Origin of the sequence: Microbispora sp. NBRC 16548 (genome assembly GCF_030268985.1) — a bacterium.
In the GTDB taxonomy this organism is placed as follows: Bacteria; Actinomycetota; Actinomycetes; order Streptosporangiales; family Streptosporangiaceae; genus Microbispora; species Microbispora catharanthi.
The window spans coordinates 60001-82520 of sequence record NZ_BSSF01000007.1 but is presented as its reverse complement, the minus strand read 5'-3'; the positions used below and the strand labels follow the sequence as shown (position 1 = coordinate 82520).

21 protein-coding genes are annotated in these 22520 nt (G+C 72.4%); 14 read left to right on the top strand and 7 right to left on the bottom strand.

What is annotated here, in order from left to right:
* Together QSK36_RS20605 and QSK36_RS20600 are read right to left on the bottom strand one after the other, a co-directional pair.
* Positions 1–645, bottom strand: coding sequence for a cysteine hydrolase family protein (locus QSK36_RS20605; protein ID WP_285783548.1), 645 nt, complete (start codon positions 643–645; stop codon positions 1–3).
* Positions 646–691: 46 nt separating this feature from the next.
* Positions 692–1960 carry an MFS transporter gene (locus tag QSK36_RS20600; RefSeq protein ID WP_285783547.1) on the bottom strand — a complete coding sequence of 423 codons (1269 nt, stop codon included), beginning with the start codon at positions 1958–1960 and terminating at the stop codon, positions 692–694.
* Between the two features lie 135 nt (positions 1961–2095).
* On the opposite strand from QSK36_RS20600, the gene QSK36_RS20595 reads away from it, so the two are divergent.
* Positions 2096–3031, top strand: a complete 936-nt coding sequence (locus QSK36_RS20595) for a LysR family transcriptional regulator (RefSeq protein ID WP_285783546.1) — start codon at positions 2096–2098, stop codon at positions 3029–3031.
* A gap of 35 nt (positions 3032–3066) precedes the next feature.
* Here the strand turns inward: QSK36_RS20595 and QSK36_RS20590 are convergent, their stop codons facing one another.
* From QSK36_RS20590 to QSK36_RS20580, 3 genes are all read right to left on the bottom strand, one after another.
* Complete coding sequence (locus QSK36_RS20590) at positions 3067–3753, bottom strand: response regulator (protein ID WP_285783545.1); 687 nt, start codon at positions 3751–3753, stop codon at positions 3067–3069.
* A complete protein-coding gene (locus QSK36_RS20585; RefSeq protein ID WP_285783544.1) occupies positions 3750–4892 on the bottom strand; it encodes a sensor histidine kinase in 1143 nt (380 codons plus the stop codon). The genes QSK36_RS20590 and QSK36_RS20585 overlap by 4 nt, the downstream gene beginning before the upstream one ends.
* A gap of 195 nt (positions 4893–5087) precedes the next feature.
* Entirely contained in the window at positions 5088–6029 is a 942-nt protein-coding gene (locus tag QSK36_RS20580) for an alpha/beta hydrolase family protein (protein ID WP_285783543.1), read from the bottom strand.
* 209 nt (positions 6030–6238) lie between these two features.
* Between QSK36_RS20580 and QSK36_RS20575 the strand changes: the two genes are divergently transcribed.
* The 3 genes from QSK36_RS20575 (at position 6239) to sppA (ending at position 10273) form a co-directional block, all read left to right on the top strand.
* Complete coding sequence (locus QSK36_RS20575; RefSeq protein WP_285783542.1) at positions 6239–6619, top strand: MerR family transcriptional regulator; 381 nt, start codon at positions 6239–6241, stop codon at positions 6617–6619.
* 217 nt (positions 6620–6836) lie between these two features.
* Positions 6837–8489 (top strand): glycosyl hydrolase family 18 protein, encoded by a 1653-nt coding sequence (locus QSK36_RS20570; RefSeq protein WP_285783541.1) that lies wholly within the window; start codon positions 6837–6839, stop codon positions 8487–8489.
* Between the two features lie 92 nt (positions 8490–8581).
* Entirely contained in the window at positions 8582–10273 is a 1692-nt protein-coding gene (sppA, locus tag QSK36_RS20565) for a signal peptide peptidase SppA (RefSeq protein ID WP_183540654.1), read from the top strand.
* Here the strand turns inward: sppA and QSK36_RS20560 are convergent.
* Positions 10255–10734 carry a flavin reductase family protein gene (locus QSK36_RS20560; protein ID WP_285783540.1) on the bottom strand — a complete coding sequence of 160 codons (480 nt, stop codon included), beginning with the start codon at positions 10732–10734 and terminating at the stop codon, positions 10255–10257. The genes sppA and QSK36_RS20560 overlap by 19 nt on opposite strands.
* A gap of 160 nt (positions 10735–10894) precedes the next feature.
* On the opposite strand from QSK36_RS20560, the gene QSK36_RS20555 reads away from it, so the two are divergent.
* Positions 10895–12169, top strand: coding sequence for a phytase (locus tag QSK36_RS20555; protein ID WP_285783539.1), 1275 nt, complete (start codon positions 10895–10897; stop codon positions 12167–12169).
* A 55-nt stretch (positions 12170–12224) separates the two neighbouring features.
* On the opposite strand, the gene QSK36_RS20550 is transcribed toward QSK36_RS20555, so the two are convergent.
* Positions 12225–13394 carry an ABC transporter substrate-binding protein gene (locus tag QSK36_RS20550; RefSeq protein WP_285783538.1) on the bottom strand — a complete coding sequence of 390 codons (1170 nt, stop codon included), beginning with the start codon at positions 13392–13394 and terminating at the stop codon, positions 12225–12227.
* 201 nt (positions 13395–13595) lie between these two features.
* On the opposite strand from QSK36_RS20550, the gene QSK36_RS20545 reads away from it, so the two are divergent.
* From QSK36_RS20545 to QSK36_RS20505, 9 genes are all read left to right on the top strand, one after another.
* Positions 13596–14339 (top strand): GntR family transcriptional regulator, encoded by a 744-nt coding sequence (locus tag QSK36_RS20545; protein ID WP_183540659.1) that lies wholly within the window; start codon positions 13596–13598, stop codon positions 14337–14339.
* A 109-nt stretch (positions 14340–14448) separates the two neighbouring features.
* Positions 14449–15420 carry a Gfo/Idh/MocA family protein gene (locus QSK36_RS20540; protein WP_285783537.1) on the top strand — a complete coding sequence of 324 codons (972 nt, stop codon included), beginning with the start codon at positions 14449–14451 and terminating at the stop codon, positions 15418–15420.
* Complete coding sequence (locus QSK36_RS20535) at positions 15417–16268, top strand: sugar phosphate isomerase/epimerase family protein (RefSeq protein WP_285783536.1); 852 nt, start codon at positions 15417–15419, stop codon at positions 16266–16268. Before QSK36_RS20540 ends, QSK36_RS20535 begins: the two co-directional genes overlap by 4 nt.
* Positions 16269–16303: 35 nt before the next feature.
* The gene (gene iolC / locus QSK36_RS20530) at positions 16304–17311 is read left to right on the top strand and encodes a 5-dehydro-2-deoxygluconokinase (protein WP_285783792.1); all 1008 of its coding nucleotides are present in this window, start codon (positions 16304–16306) and stop codon (positions 17309–17311) included.
* Entirely contained in the window at positions 17304–18179 is an 876-nt protein-coding gene (locus QSK36_RS20525; protein WP_183540663.1) for a Cgl0159 family (beta/alpha)8-fold protein, read from the top strand. The genes iolC and QSK36_RS20525 overlap by 8 nt, the downstream gene beginning before the upstream one ends.
* On the top strand, positions 18176–18988 hold the full coding sequence (gene iolB / locus QSK36_RS20520; RefSeq protein ID WP_285783535.1) for a 5-deoxy-glucuronate isomerase: 813 nt from the start codon (positions 18176–18178) through the stop codon (positions 18986–18988). Before QSK36_RS20525 ends, iolB begins: the two co-directional genes overlap by 4 nt.
* Positions 18985–20835 carry a 3D-(3,5/4)-trihydroxycyclohexane-1,2-dione acylhydrolase (decyclizing) gene (gene iolD / locus QSK36_RS20515; protein ID WP_183540667.1) on the top strand — a complete coding sequence of 617 codons (1851 nt, stop codon included), beginning with the start codon at positions 18985–18987 and terminating at the stop codon, positions 20833–20835. The genes iolB and iolD overlap by 4 nt, the downstream gene beginning before the upstream one ends.
* The gene (locus QSK36_RS20510) at positions 20835–21815 is read left to right on the top strand and encodes an inorganic phosphate transporter (protein WP_285783534.1); all 981 of its coding nucleotides are present in this window, start codon (positions 20835–20837) and stop codon (positions 21813–21815) included. Before iolD ends, QSK36_RS20510 begins: the two co-directional genes overlap by 1 nt.
* The gene (locus tag QSK36_RS20505) at positions 21812–22471 is read left to right on the top strand and encodes a DUF47 domain-containing protein (protein WP_221264150.1); all 660 of its coding nucleotides are present in this window, start codon (positions 21812–21814) and stop codon (positions 22469–22471) included. The genes QSK36_RS20510 and QSK36_RS20505 overlap by 4 nt, the downstream gene beginning before the upstream one ends.
* Positions 22472–22520 lie beyond the last annotated feature (49 nt).

Below are 22520 nucleotides of genomic sequence, written 5' to 3'. Positions count from 1 at the left end.
TCACGCCCTGCCGGTCTCCGCCCGATCGGGATGGCTCTCGTCCCGGAGCGAGCACATCAGCGAGCACAGTTCTGCGGTGTCGATGACGTGGGCCAGCCTCGGGAAGATGCCGGTCATCAGGGCCTGGTGGGCGTGCGGGTCCGGGTCGGCGACGCCGTCGGACAGGACGTAGAGCCGGTAGTCGCGGTCGGCGGCGTCGGTGACGGTGGACAGTACGACGCCGCTGGTGGTGATCCCGGCGATGACCAGGGTGGTGATCCCGCGATCCCGCAGTCGCCGGTCCAGGTCTGTCGTGGACAGCGCGCCGTAGCGGGTCTTGCGGACGACGATGTCGCCGGGCTCGGGAGCGAGCCGGTGGTGGATGTCTGTCGCGGGATCCTCGTGGTGCATGAGGCGCTGCCGGCCGAGGAAGGAGAAAGTCCTGTTGGCCGGCGGGATCGCCGCCCAGTCGGCTTCGGTGAATCCGACTCGCACGTAGGCGATGGCGGCGCCGTGCGCGCGCATGTCGGCGATGGCGCCGGCCACCCGTGACAGCAGCGCTTCCGGGTCGGCCTGGCCGGGGAGCGAGGCCAGGATTGCCTGCTGGTAATCCATGACGAGCAGTGCGGCCGTCCGGGGGTCCAGCGCCGGGGTCGTGACGGTCATTTTCTCTCCTTGGGCGATGAGATCGCGAGACGGCCGTGGCGGCCCGTCAGGCGCGGCTCCGTGCGGACTCCGTCTCGGCGAGGGGCTCAGCGGGGGGCTCGGCGAGGGGCGCCGCGGCACGCCGGGGAAGCAGCAGCGGGGTCGCCAGCAGGAGCACGCCGGCCAGGCCGATGGCCGTGCGCGGGCCGAGCAGGCCGCCCAGCACGCCCCAGACGGCCGTCAGGAGCGCGGTCGAGGCCTTGGTCGTCACCGTCCAGGCGGACAGTGTGCGGGCGATCCGGCCGGTCGCGGTGCGTTCGAGGCGGTAGGTCGCGCAGACGGGGTTGAAGACCCCGCAGCAGAAGATGAGCCCGAGCTCGACGCCCATCACCAGCAGCAGCCCTCCGGCGCCCGGCCCCACGAAGGCCAGGCCGACGAGCCAGAGGGCGCGCAGCGCCCCGGACACGACCAGGACCCGGTGCTGCCCGAACCGGGTGACGAGCGGCCTGGCCAGCCGCGAACCCAGCAGCCCGCCGATCGAGGGCGCGGCGAAGGCGAGGCCGTACTGCCACGGCTCGAACCCGAGCCGGCCGAGCATCAGGACGGCCAGCAGCGCGTCGGCGGCCATCACCAGGCCGTTGAACAGGGCGGTGTTGAAGAACAGCGGACGCAGCGTCGCGTCGGCGAGGATGTACCGCCAGCCGTCGAGCAGGTCCCCGGCCCGCAGGCGCGTGGCCTCCCTGCGCTCGGGCCGCGGCTCCCCGCCACCCGTCGCGCGGATGCCCAGGGCCGAGAGCAGGTAGCTGACCGCGTCGGCCACCACCGTCGCCACCGGACCGAGGAGCCCGATCGCGGCACCGCCAAGCGGCGGCCCGATGATCGTGGTCGTCCAGGCCGTGGACTCGAACCGGGCGTTGGCGACGAGCAGGTCCCCGGCCGGCACCAGCGTCTTCAGGTACGCGCCGGAGGCCGCGCGGAAGGTGATGTCGGCCGCCGCGACGACGACCGAGACCAGCAGGAGCTGGACGAAGGAGAGCACGCCGAGCGCGAACGCGGCGGGGATCGTCAGCAGCGCCGCGAACCGCACCAGGTCCGTCCCGACCAGCACCGGCCGCTTGCGGCGGAACTCCACCCACGGGCCCAGCGGCACCGCCACGGCCGCGCCCACCGCGGCCCCCGCGGAGGCCAACGCCGCGACCTGTGCCGGCCCGGCGTGCAGCACCTGGACCGCGATCAGCGGGAACGCGCCGAAGGCGAGCCACGTGCCGAGCGCGCTGGTCCCGTACGCTGCCCAGAGCCACCCGAACCGCCGCCCCAGCCGGTGCCCGTTCCTCATGTCCGACGCCCCTCGTCACTCACCCGTACAACCGATCCGCGATCGGAATCATCAAAGCGAGCACCATGTCCCGGGATCAAACAACCGCGAGGCCGCCCCGGCACAACCGGCGGTTGTATCCATAGGGTGTCCCGCATGGACCTCGACACCGTCCGGACCTTCGTCGCCGTCGCCGACGCGGGGCAGTTCCAGGAGGCCGCCGCCGAGCTGGCGGTCACCCAGCAGGCCGTCTCCAAGCGCATCGCCGCGCTGGAGCGCGACCTCGGCGTGCGGCTGTTCACCCGCACGCCGCGCGGCGCCGAGCTCACCATCGACGGGCAGGCGTTCCTGCCCCACGCCCGGGAGCTGCTGCGCGCCGCCGACCGGGCCGTCGCGTCCGTGCGCACCGGCCGCCGTCCGCTGCGCGTCGACATGCTCACCTCGCGCAGCGCGGCCTCGGGCCTGATGCGCGGCTTCCACCGCGCGCACCCCGAGATCGACCTCGACGTGGTGATGCTGTTCGACATCGAGAAGGCCGTCGCCGCCATCCGGTCCGGTGCGATCGACGCGTCCTTCCGCGCCGTCGCCATGCCCGGCCGGCCCCTTCCCGAGGAGATCGAGTCCGTCCGGGTGCTCGACGAGCCGCTCCAGCTCCTCATCGGCCCCGCCCACGCGCTGGCCGGCGCCCGGTCGGTGACCGTCGCCCAGCTCGCCGGGCACCGGATCTGGATGCCCGGCCTCGTCCCCGGCACCGAGTGGACCGCCTACTACGACGACCTCGTCGCCGAGTTCGGCCTCGCCATCGAGGCGACCGGCCCCAACTTCGGCTCCGACGCGCTCCTCGACACCATCGCCGACACCCCGGCCCTGGCCACCTTCATGGGCGGGCAGACCCGCCTCGTCTGGCCCGCCGGCCACGGCCTGCGCCGCATCCCGGTGACCGACCCCGTGCCCGTCTACCCGCACTCGCTCCTGTGGCACCGCGACAACCCCCACCCCGCGCTGGCCACCCTCCGCGCCCACCTCGCCGCCACGGCGGCCGGCCGCGACGCCGCCGGGACCTGGGCGCCGGGCTGGGCGATCTCGCGCTGAACGCCGCCGCCACGCGCCGGAGGCCGGGACCCCGGTCAGCTCCTGACGCGACCGGTCTCGTAGGCCCAGATGGCGATCTCCACGCGGTTGCGGGCGCCGAGCTTGGCCATCAGGCTGGCGACGTGGGTCTTGACCGTGCTGAGCGAGATGTGCAGCTCGGCGGAGATCTCCACGTTGGTCCGGCCGCGCGCCACGGCGGCGAGGATCTGCTCCTCCCGGTAGGTGAGCGCCTCGACGGGCTGCGCGGGTGACGAGGCGGGGCCGGTGCGGGCGAAGGCCCCGAGCAGCCGCGCGGTGACGCTCGGGGCGATGAGCGCCTCGCCGCCGGCGGCGGCGTGCACGGCCTGCGCGAGCATGTCGGCGCCGGCGTTCTTCAACAGGAAACCCCGGGCCCCCGCTCTCAGCGCGGCGTAGACGTACTCGTCCAGGTCGAACGTGGTGATGACGACGACGGCGAGGGGGTCGGCGACGTCCGGTCCGGCGAGGGACCGGGTCGCCTCGATGCCGTCGGTCCCCGGCATGCGGATGTCGAACAGGCACACGTCGGGGCGCAGGCGCCGCGCGAGCTCGACGGCCCGCCGCCCGTCGGCGGCCGTGGCGACGACCTCGATGTCCGGCTGGGCGTCGAGGATCATCGAGAGCCCGGTGCGGACGATCTCCTGGTCGTCGGCGATCAGCACCCGGACGCCGTGCCCACCGACTCGCTCGCTCCGCTCGCTCATGTCGCGGCCCCGGCCCGGGGAAGCACCGCGGTCACCGTCCACCCCCGATCGCGGTCCGGGCCGGCCACGCACGTGCCGCCGAGCAGGTTCGCGCGCTCGCTCATGCCGATGATCCCGTATCCCGGCGGCGCGGCCGGACGGGTGGAGCCCCCGTCGCCGTCGTCGCGCACGCACAGGCGCACCGCCGTCTCGTCGGCGGCGACGCGCACCTCGACCCTGGTGGCGCGACGCGCGTGCCGTACGGCGTTGGTCACCGCCTCCTGGGCGATGCGATAGACCGCGGACTCGACCGACGGCGACAGGCCGTCCAGGTCACCCGATATCTCCACCTCGACCGCCGGGTGGTGGGAGCCGCCCCGGCTCGCGAGCCGTTCGAGCTCGGCGATGCGCAGGCCGGGGGTCAGCTCCGCCGGCCGGTCCCTGCGCAGGACGCGGACGATGGCGCGCATCTCGTCGAGGGCCCGTGCCGCCTCGGCCTCGATCACGCGGAGGGCCTCGGCCGCGGCGTCCGGACGCGACGCCGCCGTGGCGAGCCCCGCCTGTGCGCGGATGGCCATCGCGGAGACGTGGTGCGCGACCGTGTCGTGCAGGTCGCGGGCGAGCTGCTCGCGCATCAGCAGCTTGACCTGGTCCAGCTCGCGCATCCTCGCCCCGGCGCGATAGCGGAACACGCCGCCCAGGCTGGTGGTCGCGAGCATGACGGCGAACGGCCCGACCACGTCGGGCAGAGCGGCGTGGTCGACGAGCGCGGACAGACCGGATGCGGTGAGCATGATCCCCAGGCCGGCCACGATCTCCCTGCCCGACCCCCACCGGAACACCGCGTACGGCAGGATCAGCATGTATCCCAGCGTGTACGCGTCGAGCGTCGCGCCGGTCACGAGGATCGGGATCACACCCGTGACGACGAAGCAGATCGCGAGCATCGCCAGCGGCCTGGTGCGCCGCCACAGCAGGGTGGGCACCAGTCCGACGGTGACGGCCACCGCGAAGGGCCGCCACGGAAGGTCCGGCCGCAGCACCCCTTCGAGCACCGCGAGCGGCACGAGCACCCCGACGAGCGCCCAGTCCCGCCACACGCGTACGGGTGGATCGGGGGGACGGGGCTCGTACCACACGGAGCGGACGAAGCCGTGCACCGAATCATGGTACGGGAGCCGGCATGGGGAGCAGAACAGGCACCGCCGCTGAGAAACGTCCGGTCCTCGGCCGGCTCGCTGGGCCGAACGTCGCTTGGGCAGCGGTTCTCGCGGCGTACGCCTGCCCGCCCCTTGGCACCGAGCCCGGCTTCCGCTTCGTGGCCGGGTGTGGAAACCGGGTCCGGCGCAGGTGGTTTACTTCGATTCCAGTCGTCCCAGCGGGTGGGAATCGCCGGCGAGGGCGGCCTGCGCCGTTTCCCAGTCGGTGTGGTCGGTGCCGGTGACGTGGCGCAGGTAGGCGAGGGTGACCTGCTGGACGAGGGTGACGCGGCCGGGATCTTCGTCGGTGGTTTCCGCTGCCTCGTAGCCGGAGATGCCGCCGAGGGAATGCCGGCCGCCGTAGACCGTCAGCAGGCTCTTGTCGCCGCGGCTGAGGGTGTAGGGATCGGTCATCCAGGACGGTCCCCGGGTGGAGAGCGGGAGTTCGTCCTTGTCGCCGGCGACGACGAGTCCGGGTGCGGTCATATGGGAGAAGTCCTGGTCGCGTAGCCAGGGCGCGCTCTCGTGGGCGAAGGGAGTCAGTTCGTCGCCGCCGTTGCCCGCTGTCGCCAGTTGGATGCTGGCCATGACCCGGGGGTCGGACATGTCCTGCGCGGTTCCGGTCTTCGGGTCCATGACGCGCAGACCCACGAGTATGCCCGCGGTCTGGCCGCCGAAGGAGTGTCCGGCCGCGACGATGCGACTGTGGTCCACCCGGCCGGCCAGGCCGGGCACGGATGCCTCCAGGGTGTCGAGTTCGTCGAGGATCCGCTTCATGTCCTGCACGCGGTAGCGCCACATCTCGGGCTTGCGGGGATCGTCCGCGGCGATGTCGAGGCGCCTGGAGTCGAGGTGAGTGGCCTGGATCACCACGAGGCCGTGGGAGGCCCAGTGGTCGACCAAGGGTGCGTAGCCGTCGAGGTTCGAGCCGAATCCGTGGGCGAACAGCACGATCGGCAGATTGGCGCCGGTGACCGGTGCGGAGACGCGTACGTGCAGGTCCTCGCCGCGCTGGGGTGCGGGCAGCACGACCGGCTTCACCGATACGGTCGGGGTGGACGCGGGGCCGGTGAGGCCGGTCGTCTTGTGCGTGGTCATGCGTGTGCTTCTTCCAGGCGTGGTGCGTGTGGGTGGGGTCAGGCTGTCTGCTGGTGGAGGACGCGTTTCACGCGCCGCTCTCGCTCGAGCCCTTGTGCGTCAGGAGACCGACCAGGAGAAAGTCCCCGGTGAGGCGCACGCCAGTTACGCTAAAACCTGACGTTGACGTCAGAGGCAAGTCGCGCGACGGATGTCACACAGGAGACGAGATGCGCGTCGGAGAACTCGCCGCCCGGACCGGCGTCAGTGTCCGGGCCCTGCGCTACTACGAGGAGCAGAATCTGCTCAGCGCCGAGCGCAGCCCCAGCGGCCAGCGCCACTACCCCGAGAGCGCGGTCGACCGGGTTCAGCTGATCCAGCAGTTGTATGCCGCCGGGCTGTCCAGCAAGACAATCCTCGAGCTCCTGCCGTGCGTCATCGACGGCCGCGCCACTCCCGCTCTGCTCAAGCGGTTGGCGGCGGAGCGCGAGCATGTCGACCAGCGCATCACCGATCTCCTGCGCGCCCGGGACCGGCTCGACTCGGTCATCACCGCCGCCACCGGCAACATGGTCACCGGCACTTCCTGCCGGCAGGAGACCACTCCCTAGCTGGTGCCCCTCCCGCCGATCTTTGCCCCGGGCGAATCTTGCCGGTCGCGGCACCAGGGCAGGCCCGGTCGTCACCGAAGACGGCGCCGCGACCTTAGCGGAGGCTTAAACGACGCTTAGAGGGCCACGAGGGCGTTGACCCCTTCGCGGTCAGTGCTTACTCTCCTAACTAATAGGAAACTTTCCTGTCCTTTACCCCCCAAGAGCAGGAGCTCCGTTGCGAAAGATCCTCCTAGGGTCCGTGATCGCGTGCGCCGCGTTACTCGCGCCGCTCGCGCTCGGGACCGCCACCGCCGCCACCCCCGCCACCGCCACGTACGCCGTCGACTCCGACTGGGGATCCGGCTTCCAGGGCAAGTTCACCGTGAAGGCCGGGTCGGACGCCCTGCCGAGCTGGACCGTCGAGGTCGACATGCCGTCGGGCGCGACGATCAGCTCGGCCTGGGACGCCACCATGACCAAGAGCGGCAACCACTACACGTTCAAGAACCCCTCCTGGAGCGGCGGGCTCGCCGCAGGCGCGTCGGCGAGCTTCGGCTTCATCGGAGCGCCCGGCGGTTCGACCCCGTCGAACTGCACGCTGAACGGCGCGCCCTGCGCCGGCGGGCCGACCACCTCCCCCTCGGCCAGCCCGAGCAAGAGCCCGAGCCCCAGCCCGTCGGCCTCACCCTCGGCCTCGCCGTCCGCGTCTCCCTCGGCGTCTCCCTCCGCATCGCCCTCGGCGAGCCCGAGCACGCCCCCACCGCCCGGCGGTAAGAAGGTGATGGGCTACTTCACCGACTGGGGCGTCTACGGCCGGCAGTACTTCGTGAAGAACATCGTGAGCAGCGGCTCGGCCGCCAAGCTCACCCACATCAACTACGCCTTCGGCAACGTGACCAACGGCCAGTGCGCGATCGGCGACTCCTACGCCGACTACGACATGGCCTACACCACGGCCAACAGCGTGGACGGCAAGGCCGACACCTGGGACAACCCCAACGCGCTGCGCGGCGCGTTCAACCAGCTGCGCAAGCTCAAGGCGATGTACCCGAACATCAAGATCCTCTACTCCTTCGGCGGCTGGACCTGGTCGGGCGGCTTCGGGCAGGCGGCGGCCAACCCCACCGCGTTCGCGAACTCCTGCTACAACCTGGTCGAGGACCCGCGCTGGGCGGACGTGTTCGACGGCATCGACATCGACTGGGAGTACCCGAACGCCTGCGGCCTCAGCTGTGACAGCAGCGGCCCTGCGGCCTACAGGAACCTCATGGCCGCGCTGCGCGCCAAGTTCGGCAAGGACTACCTGATCACCGCGGCGATCACCGCCGACGGCAACTCCGGCGGCAAGATGGACCTCGCCGACTACGGCGGCGCGGCGCAGTACGTCGACTGGTACAACGTCATGACCTACGACTTCTTCGGCGCCTGGGACGCCAAGGGCCCGACGGCTCCGCACTCGCCGCTCACGTCCTACTCCGGCATCCCGGTCGCGGGCTTCTACTCCGACAACGCGGTGCAGAAGCTGAAGAGCCTGGGCGTCCCGGCGAACAAGATCCTGCTGGGCATCGGGTTCTACGGCCGCGGCTGGACCGGCGTCACCCAGGACGCGCCCGGCGGCACCGCCACCGGCGCCGCGCCCGGCACGTACGAGGCGGGCATCGAGGACTACAAGGTCCTCAAGACCAGCTGCCCGGCCACCGGCACGGTCGCCGGCACCGCCTACGCCAAGTGCGGCTCGAACTGGTGGAGCTACGACACCCCCGCCACGATCGGCGGCAAGATGACCTACGCCAAGAACCAGGGTCTCGGCGGGGCCTTCTTCTGGGAGTTCAGCGGCGACACCTCCAACGGAGAGCTGATCGGCGCCATGTCCAATGGCCTGAAGTAGCCGCTTCGAGCCGATCGGGGCCCCCGCGCGTCTCGCGCGGGGGCCCTGATCATCCGCCCATCCTGGCGAAACCTTCGCTTATGGTGGCATTTATGGACGCGACGAGGACGATCGTAGAAACGGTCGGCAAGCTGCGGCAGCGCCGCACCGCACCGCTCGTGCTGGAACTGGACCTGACCGAGGGGCTGTCGGAAGGTCCGCCCGCCGACCCCGTCACCGCCCTGCTGTCCATGCGTAAGGCGCGCCTCGCCGAGGTGCTGTCGGGCCTGCGCCGCGCCCGCAAGGACCCTCGCGTCACCGCGCTGATCGTCAAGATCGGCGGCAACCCCCTCGGTCTCGGCATGGTGCAGGAGCTGCGCACGGCCGTGGTCAAGCTGCGCGCCGCGGGCAAGCGGACCGTCGCGTTCGCCGAGACGTTCGGCGAGTTCGGCGCCGGCACGGTCCCCTACTACCTGGCCAGCGCCTTCGAGCGGGTCTACCTCCAGCCCTCCGGCGACGTGGGCCTGACCGGGGTGGCGCTGGAGCAGCGGTTCCTGCGCGACGCGCTCGCCAAGGCCGGGGTGCAGTATCAGATCGGCCAGCGGCACGAGTACAAGACCGCGGCCAACACCTACACCCAGAACCACATGACCGACGCCCACCGCGAGTCGGCCGGGCGCATCGCCGAGTCGGTCACCGAGCAGATCGTCGCCGGCGTCGCCGAGGGGCGCGGCCTCGACCCCAAGCGGGTGCGCGAGCTGATCGACCAGGGCCCGTTCATCGGGTCGGAGGCCGTCGAGGCCGGGCTCGTGGACGAGTTGAAGTATCGCGACGAGGTCTACGCCGAGACCGTCGACGACGGCGCGCACCTGCTCTACGTGTCGCGGTACGCCAAGAGCGCGCTGTCCGGCAGGCTCCCCCACCCCGGAGCGGCCACGGTCGCCCTGGTCCACGGCAACGGCATGATCCGTCTCGGGCGCAGCGGCCGCTCACCGCTGGGCGGCGGGGGCGCCATGGGCTCCGACACCATCTGCGCCGCCCTGCGCTCGGCCCGCCGGGACGAGAAGGTCAAGGCCATCGTGTTCCGGGTGGACAGCCCCGGCGGGTCGTACGTCGCCTCCGACGCGATCTGGCGGGAGGTCGTGCTGGCGCGCCGGGCGGGCAAGCCGGTCATCGTGTCGATGGGCGACGTGGCGGCCTCCGGCGGCTACTTCGTGTCGATGGCGGCCGACGTGATCGTGGCCCAGCCGGGCACGCTGACCGGCTCGATCGGCGTGTTCGGCGGCAAGCCCGTCGTGGGCGAGCTGCTCGGCAAGCTCGGCGTGGTGACCGAGTCGGTCGCCGAGGGCGCCAACGCCGGGATGTTCTCGCCGTCCACCGCGTTCTCCGACGACCAGTGGGAGCGGGTGAACGCCTGGCTCGACCGCATCTACGACGACTTCGTGGGCAAGGTGGCGCAGGGCCGCGACCTCACCAAGGAACGGGCGCACGAGCTGGCCAGGGGCCGGGTGTGGACCGGCGCCGACGCCAGGGCGGCCGGTCTCGCCGACGAGCTCGGCGGCCTGGAGGACGCCCTCGCCCTGGCCCGCCGCCGGGCCGGGCTGGCCGACGACGCCCCCGTACGGACCTATCCCCGCATGCACCCCCTGGAGCGGCTGCGCCCGCCGGAGTCCAGCGAGGACAAGTCGGCCGCGCTCGCGCGGGTGCGTCTGGAGGCGTGGGGGCCGCTGGCGCGGATGGCCGGGCAGCTCGGCCTCCCGGCGTACGGCCCGCTCGTGCTGCCCGGCTACTGGACGATCCGGTAGCGGGAGCGCAGCCGTACGAGCGGGGCCTTGGATGCGTCGACGTAGTCGACGCCGAGGACCTCCCCGATGAACAGCGTGTGATCGCCGGCCGGGACGACCTGGATCGTCTCGGCCTCGATCGCCGCCACCCCGCGCTCCACGACCAGCGCCTCGCTGTGCGCGCCGCGGTGGTGGGCGACCCCGGCCAGCAGGAGCCGGGCGCCCGGCCGTCCGGCCGCGGCGAACCTGGAGGCGACCGCCTGCTGGCCGTCCGCGAGCACGCTCGCGGCCCAGCGGTCCCTGCGCAGCAACACCTCGGCGGGATATCCGGCCGAGTCGAGGCTGATCAGCACGAGCGGCGGGTCGAGCGACACCGACATCAGGGTCGCGACCGTCGTGCCCAGGTCGTCGCGGTCGTCCTTGACCGTCACGACCGCCACGCCCGCGGCCAGCTGCCCCATGGCCTCGGTGAACAGTCCCACGTCGGCACTCCTTCCCTTCGGCGTGCGACTGTGCCACCGGGGACCGGGACGCGCAACCGAAGTTCTGGTGAATATGTCATGACATAAGGATGACCTATTGCATTGGTGTTAATTGGTCATTACGGTCGAGGCGACATCATCCCCCAACCGAGGAGGCGCGATGCGTCCCCTGTCCGGGCTGTTCCTTGCCACCCTGACGATCTCCCTCATAGGCGGGGCGGCGGTCCCCGCGTCGAGCAGCGGCGTCGCCACCGTGTACCCGCAGGTGGAGACCCCCGCCCTGTACGACGACGAGGCCGGCGGCAACGCCAACGGCGACGACCCCGCCATCTGGGTGGACCCCCACGACTCGGACGACAGCGTGGTGATCGGCACCGCCAAGGAGGCCGGGCTCTTCGTCTACGACCTCGACGGACGGCAGGTCCAGCACCTGCCCGCGCCCGCCGCGCCGGGCCCCGACGACGAGGTCGGCAGGTTCAACAACGTCGACGTGGCCTACGGTTTCGGCGACCGGGACCTCGCGGTGGTCTCCGACCGGGGCCGCGACCAGCTCAGGATCTACGCCATCTCCCACGGCCGGCTCACCGACGTCACCGACCCGGCCGCGCCGTTCGTCTTCAACTCCACCCAGGAGCAGGTCGACGACAAGGAGACGGCGTACGGCCTGGCGACCTGGACCGACTCCACCGGGACCTACGCGCTGGTCAGCCGGCGGCACCGGACCTCGGTCGGGCTGGTGAAGCTGCTGCCCAAGCCGGGCGGGAAGGTCGGCTACCAGCTGGTCAGGACGCTCGACCTGCCCGCGTCGTTCGCCCTCCCCAACGGGCAGAGCTGGACCCCGTGCGACGAGCCCGGAGTCCAGCCGCAGGTCGAGGGCATGGTCGTGGACCAGGAGAAGGACGTGCTCTACGCCGCCCAGGAGGACGTCGGCATCTGGCGGATGCGGGCCGACCTCACCGGCACGCCGGTGCTGGTGGACAAGACCAAGGAGTTCGGCGTGCCGGGCACGTACGACGCCGAGGCCGACGAGTGCACGCCCGGCGCCGACCCCGGCTACGGCGGCACGCACCTGGCGGCGGACGCCGAGGGCCTGACGATCTACTACCGCGAGGACGGCAAGGGCTACCTGCTGGCCTCCAGCCAGGGCGACAGCACCTTCGCCGTCTACCGCAGGGAGGGGTCCAACTCCTACCTCGGCCAGTTCCGCGTGGGTGAGAAGAACGGCCGCGACGGCGTCGAGCACAGCGACGGCTCGACCGTGCTGAACGTGCCGCTCGGCGACTTCGACGAGGGCCTGTTCGTCGCCCACGACGGGGAGAACACCCCCGCCGAGCCCGACCGGGAGATCACCGGCTTCAAGTTCACCAAGTGGGACGACATCGCCGACAAGCTCGACCTCGACGTGGACACCGACGGCTGGGACCCGCGCGACTGACGCGGGCGCATCAGAAGGCCCCCGGGTATCCCCGGGGGCCTTTCCGTTCACCGGGTCAGCCGTGGTTGACGCGCCAGAAGTCCGAGACCGTCTGCCGGTTGCGCAGGTCGCCGAGCAGCCCGGCGGGGTCGGTGTGGAAGAGCTGCCCCTTCCAGTCGCTCAGGCCGTCCGGGGTGACCAAAGGCTTCACCGTGCTGTTGCCGGAGACGCCGCCCTCGCCGATCTCGTGCTTCACGCCCTCCTCGGTCATGATGAAGTGGACGTACAGCTTGGCCGCGTTGGGGTGCTTGCTCTTGGCGGCGATCGCGACGTACTTCGGGTAGCTGAAGCCGACGAACGGCGTCATCCCCTCGCAGGTGGCCTGGGCGTATCCCTTGTCCTCGTTGTTGCGGAACTTCGAGATCGACATGAAGCCGATCTTCTTGTCGGTGGCGTTCGGCGCGCCCACCGCGGCCGAGATGTCCTCGTCGGAGCCGGTCAGCACGGGCTTGTTGGCCGAGATGCGCTTGACCCACTCGTAGGCGGCGCTCTTCTCCTCGGTCTGCAGCGGCTTGCCGTACTTGGCCTGGTAGGCCTGCTCCAGCGCCTGGTTGCCGTGCGCGTCGAGCTGGGTGAAGAACGACAGCACGGTCGGCTTGCCGAGCGGGTCCTGCATGACGAGCTTGCCCGCCCACTCCGGCTCGGTCAGGTCCCACACGTTCTTGATCGGGCATCCGCCGGGCGACAGCTTGGTGTTGTACGCGAAGACCGTGGCCTTCGACAGCGCGAGCAGCGGGTTCCGGCTCTCGGCCGGGATCTGGTCCTTCAGGTCGGCGGGCACCCACGTCTGCGCGACGCCCTGCGGGATGAGCTGGCCGACCAGCACGCCGCCGTCCTCGTACATGGCCGCGTCGATGGTGACGTTGCCGGCCGCGTGCTCCCTCGTCATCTTCTCGGCGGTCTGCGGGGTGTCGGACTTCACCCCCTCCATCGGGATGCCGTACTTGGCGGTGAAGGCCTTGGCCACCTCTTCGATGTCGCCGCTGGAGTCGTAGACGAGCAGGCCGCCCTCCTTCTTCGCGGCGGCGACCAGCGCGTCCAGGTCGAGGGACGCGTCGATCGAGGGGCCGGGCAACGGCTCGGCGCTCGTCGCCGAGGACGGCGCGTCCGGGCCGGTGGAGGGCGCGCAGGCGGCGACGGCGAGCGCGAGCAGTGCCAGGGGAAGGATCTTCCGGGTACGCCTCAAGGTGGCGTCACTCCTCTTGCCTCTCGGGGGTCGTCGGGCGCCGCCCAGAGCCCCGATCCGGCGCCGCGGTGTGCTCCACGATGAACGTCACGTGAACAGTTTGTCAAGACATAATGACCGCAGTTGCGAACCGGACATCTTCTGTTAATCAGGCCACCGTGGCATTGGTCAAGACATTCTGATGTCAGCTACCGTCGAGTCGTGACAGTCACCAGATTGGACATCGACCTCGACAGGTCGAGCCCCGTGCCCCTCTACTTCCAGGTGGCCGAGCGGATCACGGAGGCCATCCAGGCCGGCAAGCTGCCCCCCGGCTCCCGGCTGGACAACGAGATCCAGCTCGCCGAGCAACTCGGCCTCTCCCGCCCCACCATCCGCCAGGCGATCCAGTTCCTCGTGGACAAGGGCCTGGTCGTCCGCAAACGCGGCGTCGGCACCCAGGTCGTGCACGGCCAGGTGAAGCGCGCGGTCGAGCTCACCAGCCTGTACGACGACCTCCGCCGGGCCGGACAGGAGCCGGAGACCCGGGTGCTGTCCCTGGACACCGTACCTGCCGAGGAGGAGGTCGCCGCCGCCCTGGGCGTCGAACCGGGCACGGAGGTGCTGCGGCTGGAGCGGATCAGGTTCGCCATGGGAGAGCCGCTCGCCCTGCTGCACAACTGGCTGCCGGTCGGGCTGGCCCCGCTGACGGCCGAGTCGCTGATGGAGCGCGGGCTCTACGAGATGCTGCGCCAGACCGGCATCCGGATGCGGGTGGCACACCAGCGCATCGGCGCCCGCGCGGCCTCCCCGGCGGAGGCCCGGTTACTGGAGGAGCGGCGCGGCTGCCCGCTGCTCACGATGGTCCGCACCACGTACGACGACCAGGGCCGGGCGGTCGAGCACGGCTCGCACGTGTACCGCGCCTCGCACTATTCCCTCGAGGTCACCCTCGTCGAGCGCTGAGTCACGCTTTTGTCATCGGGATGATAGTTCATCCGAATGTCAGGACAAACTCTTGACCTTTACCTTCCGCTCATCTAGAACTGGAGGCCCCTGGACGAGGAGCTGACACATGCGTGTGGGTTTGCTGGGCCTTGGCCGCATAGGCGTCTTCCATGCCGCCACCCTTGCCGGTCTCGCGGACGAGCTGGTGGTCTCCGACGTGGACCGGAGCCGGGCGGAGGAGGTGGCGGCACGGCTGTCCGCGACGGTCGGCGACCCCTTCGACGCGGACGCCGTGGTGATCGCGACCCCGACGTCCACCCACGCGGAGGCGCTCGAACGCGCCTGTGAGCTGGGCGTCCCGGCGTTCTGCGAGAAACCGGCGGCGCCCACGGCGGAGGAGACGCTGCGGGTCGCCGAGACCGTCGAGCGCACCGGCGCCGTCGTGCACATCGGCTTCCAGCGCCGCTTCGACGCGGGCTACCTGGCCGCCTGCGACGCGCTGCGCTCCGGCGATCTGGGCGTGCTGCACCGCGTCCACCTGATCACCGCCGACCCCGCGCCTCCGCCCGCCGGCTACATCCCCTTGTCCGGCGGCATCTTCCGCGACTGCCACATCCACGACTTCGACATCCTGCGCTGGGTCACCGGGCGCGAGGTGGACACGGTCTACGCGACCGGCGCCAACCGCGGCGAGGAGTACTTCGCCGATGCGGGCGACGTGGACACGAGCGCCGCGATCCTGACGATGGACGACGGCACGCTGGCCACCCTGCAGGGGTCGCGCTACAACGGCGCTGGCTACGACGTGCGGATGGAGCTGGCCGGCACCCGCGGCGCATGGGCGGCGGGGCTCGGCGGGCGCACCCCACTGCGCTCGGCCGAGGGCTTCGCACCGGACGGCGACCCCTGGCCGGACTTCCAGGCCAGGTTCGAGGAGGCGTACGCCGCGGAGATGACCGCCTTCCTTGAGGCGGCGCGGGGCGAGCGGGAGAGCCCCTGCACGGTCCGCGACGCCCTGGCCGCGCTGTACGTGGCCGAGGCGGCGGACCTGTCCCGCCGGACCGACCGTCCCGTCCGCGTGACGGAGGTGACGAAGTGAGGATCGCCGCCGCCCCCATCTCCTGGGGAGTCTGCGAGGTGCCCGGCTGGGGTCACCAGCTCACCCCGGAGCGTGTGCTGGCCGAGATGGCCGCGCTCGGGCTGACGGCCACCGAGCTGGGCCCGGACGGGTTCCTGCCGCCGGAGCCCGACCACCGTGCCGCCCTGCTCGGCGGCTACGGCCTGCGTGCGATCGGCGGCTTCGTCCCGGTCGTCCTGCACGACCCGGCGCACGACCCGCTGCCCGCTCTGCGGGACACGGTGGCCGCCTTCGAGGCGGACGCGGTGGTCGTGCTGGCCGCCGCGACCGGGGTGGACGGCTACGACGGACGCCCCGCCCTGGACGACGAGGGCTGGCGGACGCTGCTGTCCAACCTCGACCGGATCGACCGGGAGATCTCCCACCTGGTCACCCTGCACCCCCACGTGGGCACGATGGTCGAGACCGGCGAGGAGGTGGAGCGGGTCCTGGAAGGCTCGGCCGTGTCCCTCTGCCTGGACACCGGGCACCTGCTGGCCGGCGGCGCCGATCCGCTCGACGTCGTCAGGAAGGCCCCCGAGCGGATCGCCCACGCGCATCTCAAGGACGTCGACGCGGACCTCGCCGGGCGGGTCAGGGCGGGCGAGCTCACCTACACCGACGCGGTGCGGGCCGGGATGTACCGTCCGCTCGGCCGCGGCGACGTCGACGTGGCGGGCATCGTCTCCGGCCTGACGGCCGCCGGCTACACCGGCTGGTACGTCATGGAGCAGGACGTGATCCTCACGTCGGCCGACGCCGATCCTCTGGCGGACGTGCGCGCGAGCCTGGCCTACCTCACGGGCCTGGCCTCCCCGGAGGACGCGTGACCGGCACTGAGGCGGCGGCGCCGGAGGTGCTGACCATGGGGAGGGTCGGGGTGGACCTCTACCCCCTGCAGGTCGGGGTCTCCCTGCGGCAGGTGTCGACCTTCGGCAAATACCTGGGCGGCAGCCCGACCAACGTGGCCGTGGCCGCCTCCCGTCTGGGCCGCCGCAGCGCCGTGATCACCCGCACCGGCGCGGACCCGTTCGGGCGGTTCGTGCACGACGCGCTGCGCGAGTACGGCGTGGACGACCGGTACGTGACCGCGGTGCCCGGCCTGCCGACCCCCGTGACGTTCTGCGAGATCCGGCCGCCGGAGGACTTCCCGCTGTTCTTCTACCGCTGGCCGAAGGCCCCCGACCTGGAGATCCTTCCCACCGAGCTCGACCTGGCCGCCGTCACCGGCGCGGCGCTGCTGTGGACGACCGTGACCGGGCTGTCGGACGAGCCGTCGCGTGGCGCGCACCTGACGGCGCTGAAGGCCCGGGGACGCGCCCCGCACACCGTGCTCGACCTCGACTACCGGCCGATGTTCTGGTCCGACCCGCGTACGGCCCGGCGGCACGTGCGCGAGGCGCTCGAACACGTGACGGTCGCGGTCGGCAACCTCGACGAGGCCGAGGTGGCCACCGGCCTGCGCGATCCCGAAGCGGCCGGCCGGGCCCTGCTCGACGCCGGGGTCGAACTCGCGATCATCAAGCGGGGATCGGCGGGGGTGCTGGGCATGACGGCCGGCGAGACGGCCGAGGTGCCGCCCGTCGACGTCGAGGTGGTCAACGGGCTGGGCGCCGGGGACGCCTTCGGCGGAGCGCTGTGCCACGCGCTGCTCGCGGGCTGGCCTCTGGAGCGGACGCTGCGGTTCGCCAACGCCGCGGGCGCGATCGTCGCCGGCCGGCTGGCCTGCGCTCCGGCGATGCCGACCCTCGGCGAGATCGAGACCGTCGTGACGCGGGGTTCCGCACGGGGACTTCCCCCGGACCCGGGGAACGTCATCCAGGGGGACGCCCCTCGGGGAGAAGCAGGAAGGGGGGACGCCGGGCATGCGTGAGGAGGACTACCGCCGCCTGCTGGACGACCGGGCCTGGCACCCGGAGCGGGTGGCCGAGGCGGCCGCTGCCCGCAGGCGCCGTCCGCTGCGGAGCGGGCGCGACCGGCTGCTGATCATCGCGGCCGACCATCCGGCCCGGGGCGCGCTCGGCGTGGCCGGGCGTCCGATGGCGATGGAGAGCCGGATCAGCCTGCTCGACCGGCTGACGACCGCCCTGGCCCGGCCCGGCGTGGACGGGCTGCTCGCCACTCCCGACGTCGTGGAGGACCTGCTGCTGCTCGGCGCCCTCGACGACAAGATCGTGATCGGTTCGATGAACCGGGGCGGCGTCCAGGGCGCGGCGTTCGAGTTCGACGACCGCTTCACCGCCTACGACGCCGACTCGCTCGCGGCGATGGGCTTCGACGGCGGCAAGATGCTCTGCCGCATCGGGCTGGAGGACCACGCGACCGTCGCCACGCTGGCGAGCTGCGGGCAGGCCGTCACCCAGCTCGCGCGGCACGGCCTGATGGCGATGATCGAGCCGTTCTGGTCCCATCGTGTCGGGGGCGTGGTGCGGCACGACCTGTCGCCCGAGGCGATGATCCGCGCCATCAGCGTCGGCCAGGGGCTGGGGGCGACCTCCGCCCACACCTGGCTCAAGCTCCCGGTGACCGAGGACATGGGCCGCGTCCTTGAGGCCACGACGCTGCCCGTCCTGCTGCTCGGCGGCGAGCCCGGTTCCGACGAGATCTGGGACTCCTGGAGCAAGGCCCTGCGCCTGCCGGGCGTGCGCGGCCTGGTCGCCGGGCGGGCGCTGCTCTACCCACCGGACGACGACGTCGCGGCGGCCGTGGACGCCGCGGTCACCCTGCTGGAGACCACATGACCTACATTCCCCACGGCACGGCCGCCTCCGGTCCCTGGGACGTCGAGATCACCCCCGAGGCCGCGGGCTGGACGTACGCCGGGCTGCGGGTCGTGGACCTGGCGGACCGGCCGGTGGAGCTGTCCACCGGCGAGGAGGAGATGCTCGTCCTGCCGCTGGCGGGCGCGTGCGACGTCGTCGCCGACGGCCTGCGGCTGTCGCTCACCGGACGCCCCTCGGTGTTCTCCGGGCCGACCGACTTCGCGTACCTGCCGATCGACGCCCGGGTCACGATCACCGGCAGGGGCAGGATCGCGCTCCCTGCCGCCCGGGCCACCCGCCGTTTCCCCATCAGGTATGGCTCGGCCGACGCCGTGCCGGTGGAGATCAGGGGCGCGGGGCAGGCGACCCGGCAGGTGAACAACTTCTGCTCCCCCGAGTCCTTCGACTGCGACAAGCTCGTGGCCGTCGAGGTGATCACGCCGGGCGGCAACTGGTCGTCCTATCCGCCGCACAAGCACGACACGCCGTCGGAGCACGAGGCGGTGCTCGAGGAGATCTACTACTTCGAGGGCGGCCCCGGCTACCAGCGGGTGTACGGCACGCACGAGACGCTGGCCGAGGTGTCGGCGGGCGACGTCGTGCTCGTCCCGCACGGCTACCACGGCCCGTCGATGGCCGCGCCCGGCTACGACCTCTACTACCTGAACGTCCTGGCCGGCCCGGCGGACAAGCGGTCCATGGCCTTCTCCGACGACCCGAGGCACGCCTGGATCCGCGACTCGTGGGCCGACCAGCCCGTCGATCCCCGGCTGGGAGGTGTCTCATGACGAACACGACGAGGCTCACGGTGGCGCAGGCGCTGGTGCGCTTCCTCGCGCAGCAGTGGACCGAGCGCGACGGCGTGGAGCACCGGCTGATCGCCGGGTGCATCGGCATCTTCGGGCACGGCAACGTCGCGGGAATCGGCCAGGCCCTGGCCGAGCAGGGCGCGGGCACCCACGACCCGCTGCCCTACTATCTGGCCCGCAACGAGCAGGCGATGGTGCACACGGCCGTCGGCTACGCCCGGCAGTCCGACCGGCTGTCCACGCTCGCCTGCACCAGCTCGATCGGGCCGGGCGCGACCAACATGGTCACCGGGGCCGCGCTGGCCACGATCAACCGGCTGCCGGTGCTGCTGCTGCCCGGCGACCTGTTCGCCACCCGGGTCGCCTCGCCGGTGCTGCAGGAGCTGGAGGACCCCCGGTCGTACGACGTCAGCGTCAACGACTGCCTCAAGCCCGTCAGCCGCTTCTGGGACCGGGTCAACCGGCCCGAGCAGCTTCCGGCGGCGCTGCTGGGGGCCATGCGGGTGCTCACCGACCCCGCCGAGACCGGCGCGGTGACGCTGGCGCTGCCGCAGGACGTGCAGGCCGAGGCGTACGACTGGCCCGAGGAGCTGTTCGCCCGCAGGGTCTGGCACGTGCCCCGGCCGGTCCCCGAACCCGCCGCCCTGGCCAGGGCCGCCGAGCTGCTGCGCGGCTCGCGCCGCCCGCTGATCGTCGCCGGGGGCGGAGTCAAGTACAGCGGCGCCTGCGCCGAGCTGGCCCGCTTCGCCGGACGCCACGGCGTGCCGGTGGCCGAGACCCAGGCCGGCAAGGGCGCGCTGCCGTACGACCATCCGTGCGCCGTGGGCGCGATCGGGCACACCGGGACCCGCGCGGCCGACACCCTGGCCCGCGAGGCCGACCTGGTCATCGGGATCGGCACCCGCTACAGCGACTTCACCACCGCCTCGCGGACGCTGTTCCGGCAGGCCGGGTTCCTCAACGTCAACGTGGCGGCATTCGACGCGGCCAAGCACGCGGCCGAGACGCTCGTCGCCGACGCGCGGGAGGCCCTGAAGGCCCTCGACGACGTGGACTGGCGGGCCGACCCCGACTGGACGAGCCGGGCGGCCGAGCTGGCGGCCGGGTGGCAGGCCGAGACCGACCGGTTCTACGGCGGGACCGAGCTGACCCAGCCGGTGGTGCTCGGTGTCCTCAACGAGGTCGCCGCGGGCGGGGTGGTGGTCAACGCGGCCGGGTCGATGCCGGGCGACCTGCACCGGCTCTGGCGTGCCTCCGACCCCGGGCAGTACCACGTCGAGTACGGCTACTCCTGCATGGGCTACGAGATCGCCGGAGGGCTGGGGGTGAAGCTCGCCGCCCCGGAGCGTGAGGTGTTCGTGCTCGTCGGCGACGGGTCCTACCTGATGATGGCCCAGGAGATCGCCACCGCGGTGCAGGAGGGCGTCAAGCTCGTCATCGTCCTGGTCGACAATCAGGGCTTCGCCTCGATCGGCGCGCTGAGCGAGTCGGTCGGCGCGCTCCGGCTCGGCACCGCCTACCGCAAGCGCGGCCCGGACGGCCGGCTCGACGGGGAGCGGCTGCCGGTGGACCTCGCCGCCAATGCCGCCAGCCTCGGCGCCGACGTGCTGACGGCGGCCGATCCGCAGACCCTGCGTGCCGCGCTCGCCAAGGCCGTCGCGTCGCCCCGCACGACCGTGGTCTACGTCGAGACGGTCCCCGGCCCAGCGCCCGCCGCCGAGGCGTGGTGGGACGTGCCGGTGGCCGAGGTGTCCGGGCTCGCCGAGGCGCGCGCCGCGCGCGAGCGCTACGACGAGGCCAAGCGTGACCAGCGGCCCTACCTCTGATGGGGTGGACGCTCGCGTTCGCCGCGGCGGCGGTGCTCTTCACGTTGATCAGCGGGGCCAACGACGGGGCGACCCTGATCGGGCTCGGGCTGCGCTTCCCCCGCTCACCGGGCTGGACGGCCGCCGCCCTGCTCACCGCGGCCCTGTTCGCCGGGCCGTACGTGCTGGGCGTCACGGTCGCCCGGACGTTCACGGAACGGCTGGCGGGGCTGGACACCGGGCAGGGGGCGACGGCGTTCCTCACCGGAGTGGTGGTCGCCGTGACGGTGGTCGCGATCCTGACCGGCCGCGGCCTGCCCACGAGCCTCACGCTCGCCGTGATCGGCGGCATCACCGGCGCCGGGCTCGGCGCGGGGCTGCCGGTGGCGTGGCGGGGGGTGGCCACCGTCCTCGCGGTGGGGGCCGGGGCGCCCCTGGCCGGGCTGGTCCTCGGCTACCTGCTGGGGACGGCGTCCCGCCGGGTGCCGTCCTACCAGCGGATGCCCCGGCTCGTGGGCACCGCCCACCTGCTGGCGTACGTGGCCCAGTGCCTGGCGTACGCGGTGAACGACGGCCAGAAGATGATCGCGGTCGCGAGCGTGGCGATCGGCGTGGGCCGCGGCGGACTCGGCCGGGTCGGCCCCGTCGACGTCCCGCCGGTGTGGATGGCCGTCCTCGCGGCGCTCTTCCTCGCCGGGGCGCTGGCGGGTCTCCCCCGGGTCGGCGCCCGGCTCGGGCGCGGCCTGGTCATCACCCGGCCGCTGCACGTCGTCTCGGCGGAGACGGCGGCCACCGGCGCCGTGCTCGGCAGCTCGGCCCTCGGCAGCCCGGTGAGCATGACCCAGTCCATCACGGCCGGTGTGGTCGGCGTGGCGGCAAGCGAAGGAGCACGGAGGGTGCGATGGCAGGCAGTGGTGAACATGGGAACGGCGTGGCTGGTCACGCTGCCGTCGTCGCTGGCGCTGGGCTGCCTCGCGGGGCTGACGCTCAGGCTGCTGTGACCGGCGCGCGCGGGCGCGCCCGCCGGTTCTCGCGGGCCTGGGACGACCTGCGGGGACGGTCGGCACGGCGGGTGGTCGACCTGGTCCGCGGGCAGATCGCGGTCGCGCGGAACGGAGCCGGGCTCGCCCGCGCCACCGCCACCGGCGCGACGGACCGGGCGGCCGCGCGGGCCCGGATGACCGAGGTGGAGCACGAGGGGGACGCGGCGCGGGGCGAGCTCGTGGAGACCCTGCGCCGGGTGCTCGCCACCCCCATCGACAGGGAGGACCTGTTCCGGCTCTCCCGGTCCATCGACGACGTCCTCGACCACCTGCGCGACTACGTACGCGAGACCGACCTGTTCGGGCCGGAGGACCTCGGCTTCGCGGTCGAGCCGCTGCAGGCGGTGATCGACGGCCTGGCCGAGCTGGACGCGGCCGTGCTGAAGATGCTCGACGACCCCGGCTCGGTGACCGTCGCCGTGCTCGCCACCCGCAAGTGCTGCAACCGTCTGCGGCAGCTGTGCCAGGCCCGGCTCGCCGAGCTGTTCAGCGGCCCGCTGCGGATGGAGACGCTGCGCGAGCGCGAGTTGCTGGGCCGCCTCGACGCGGTGGGCCGGCGGCTCGGCGAGGCCGCCGACGCGCTCGCCGACGCCATGCTCAAACGCAGCCACTGAGCCGCCTCCCACCAGGCGGAAACCCCGCTCCGCCGCGCCCCGAAACCCG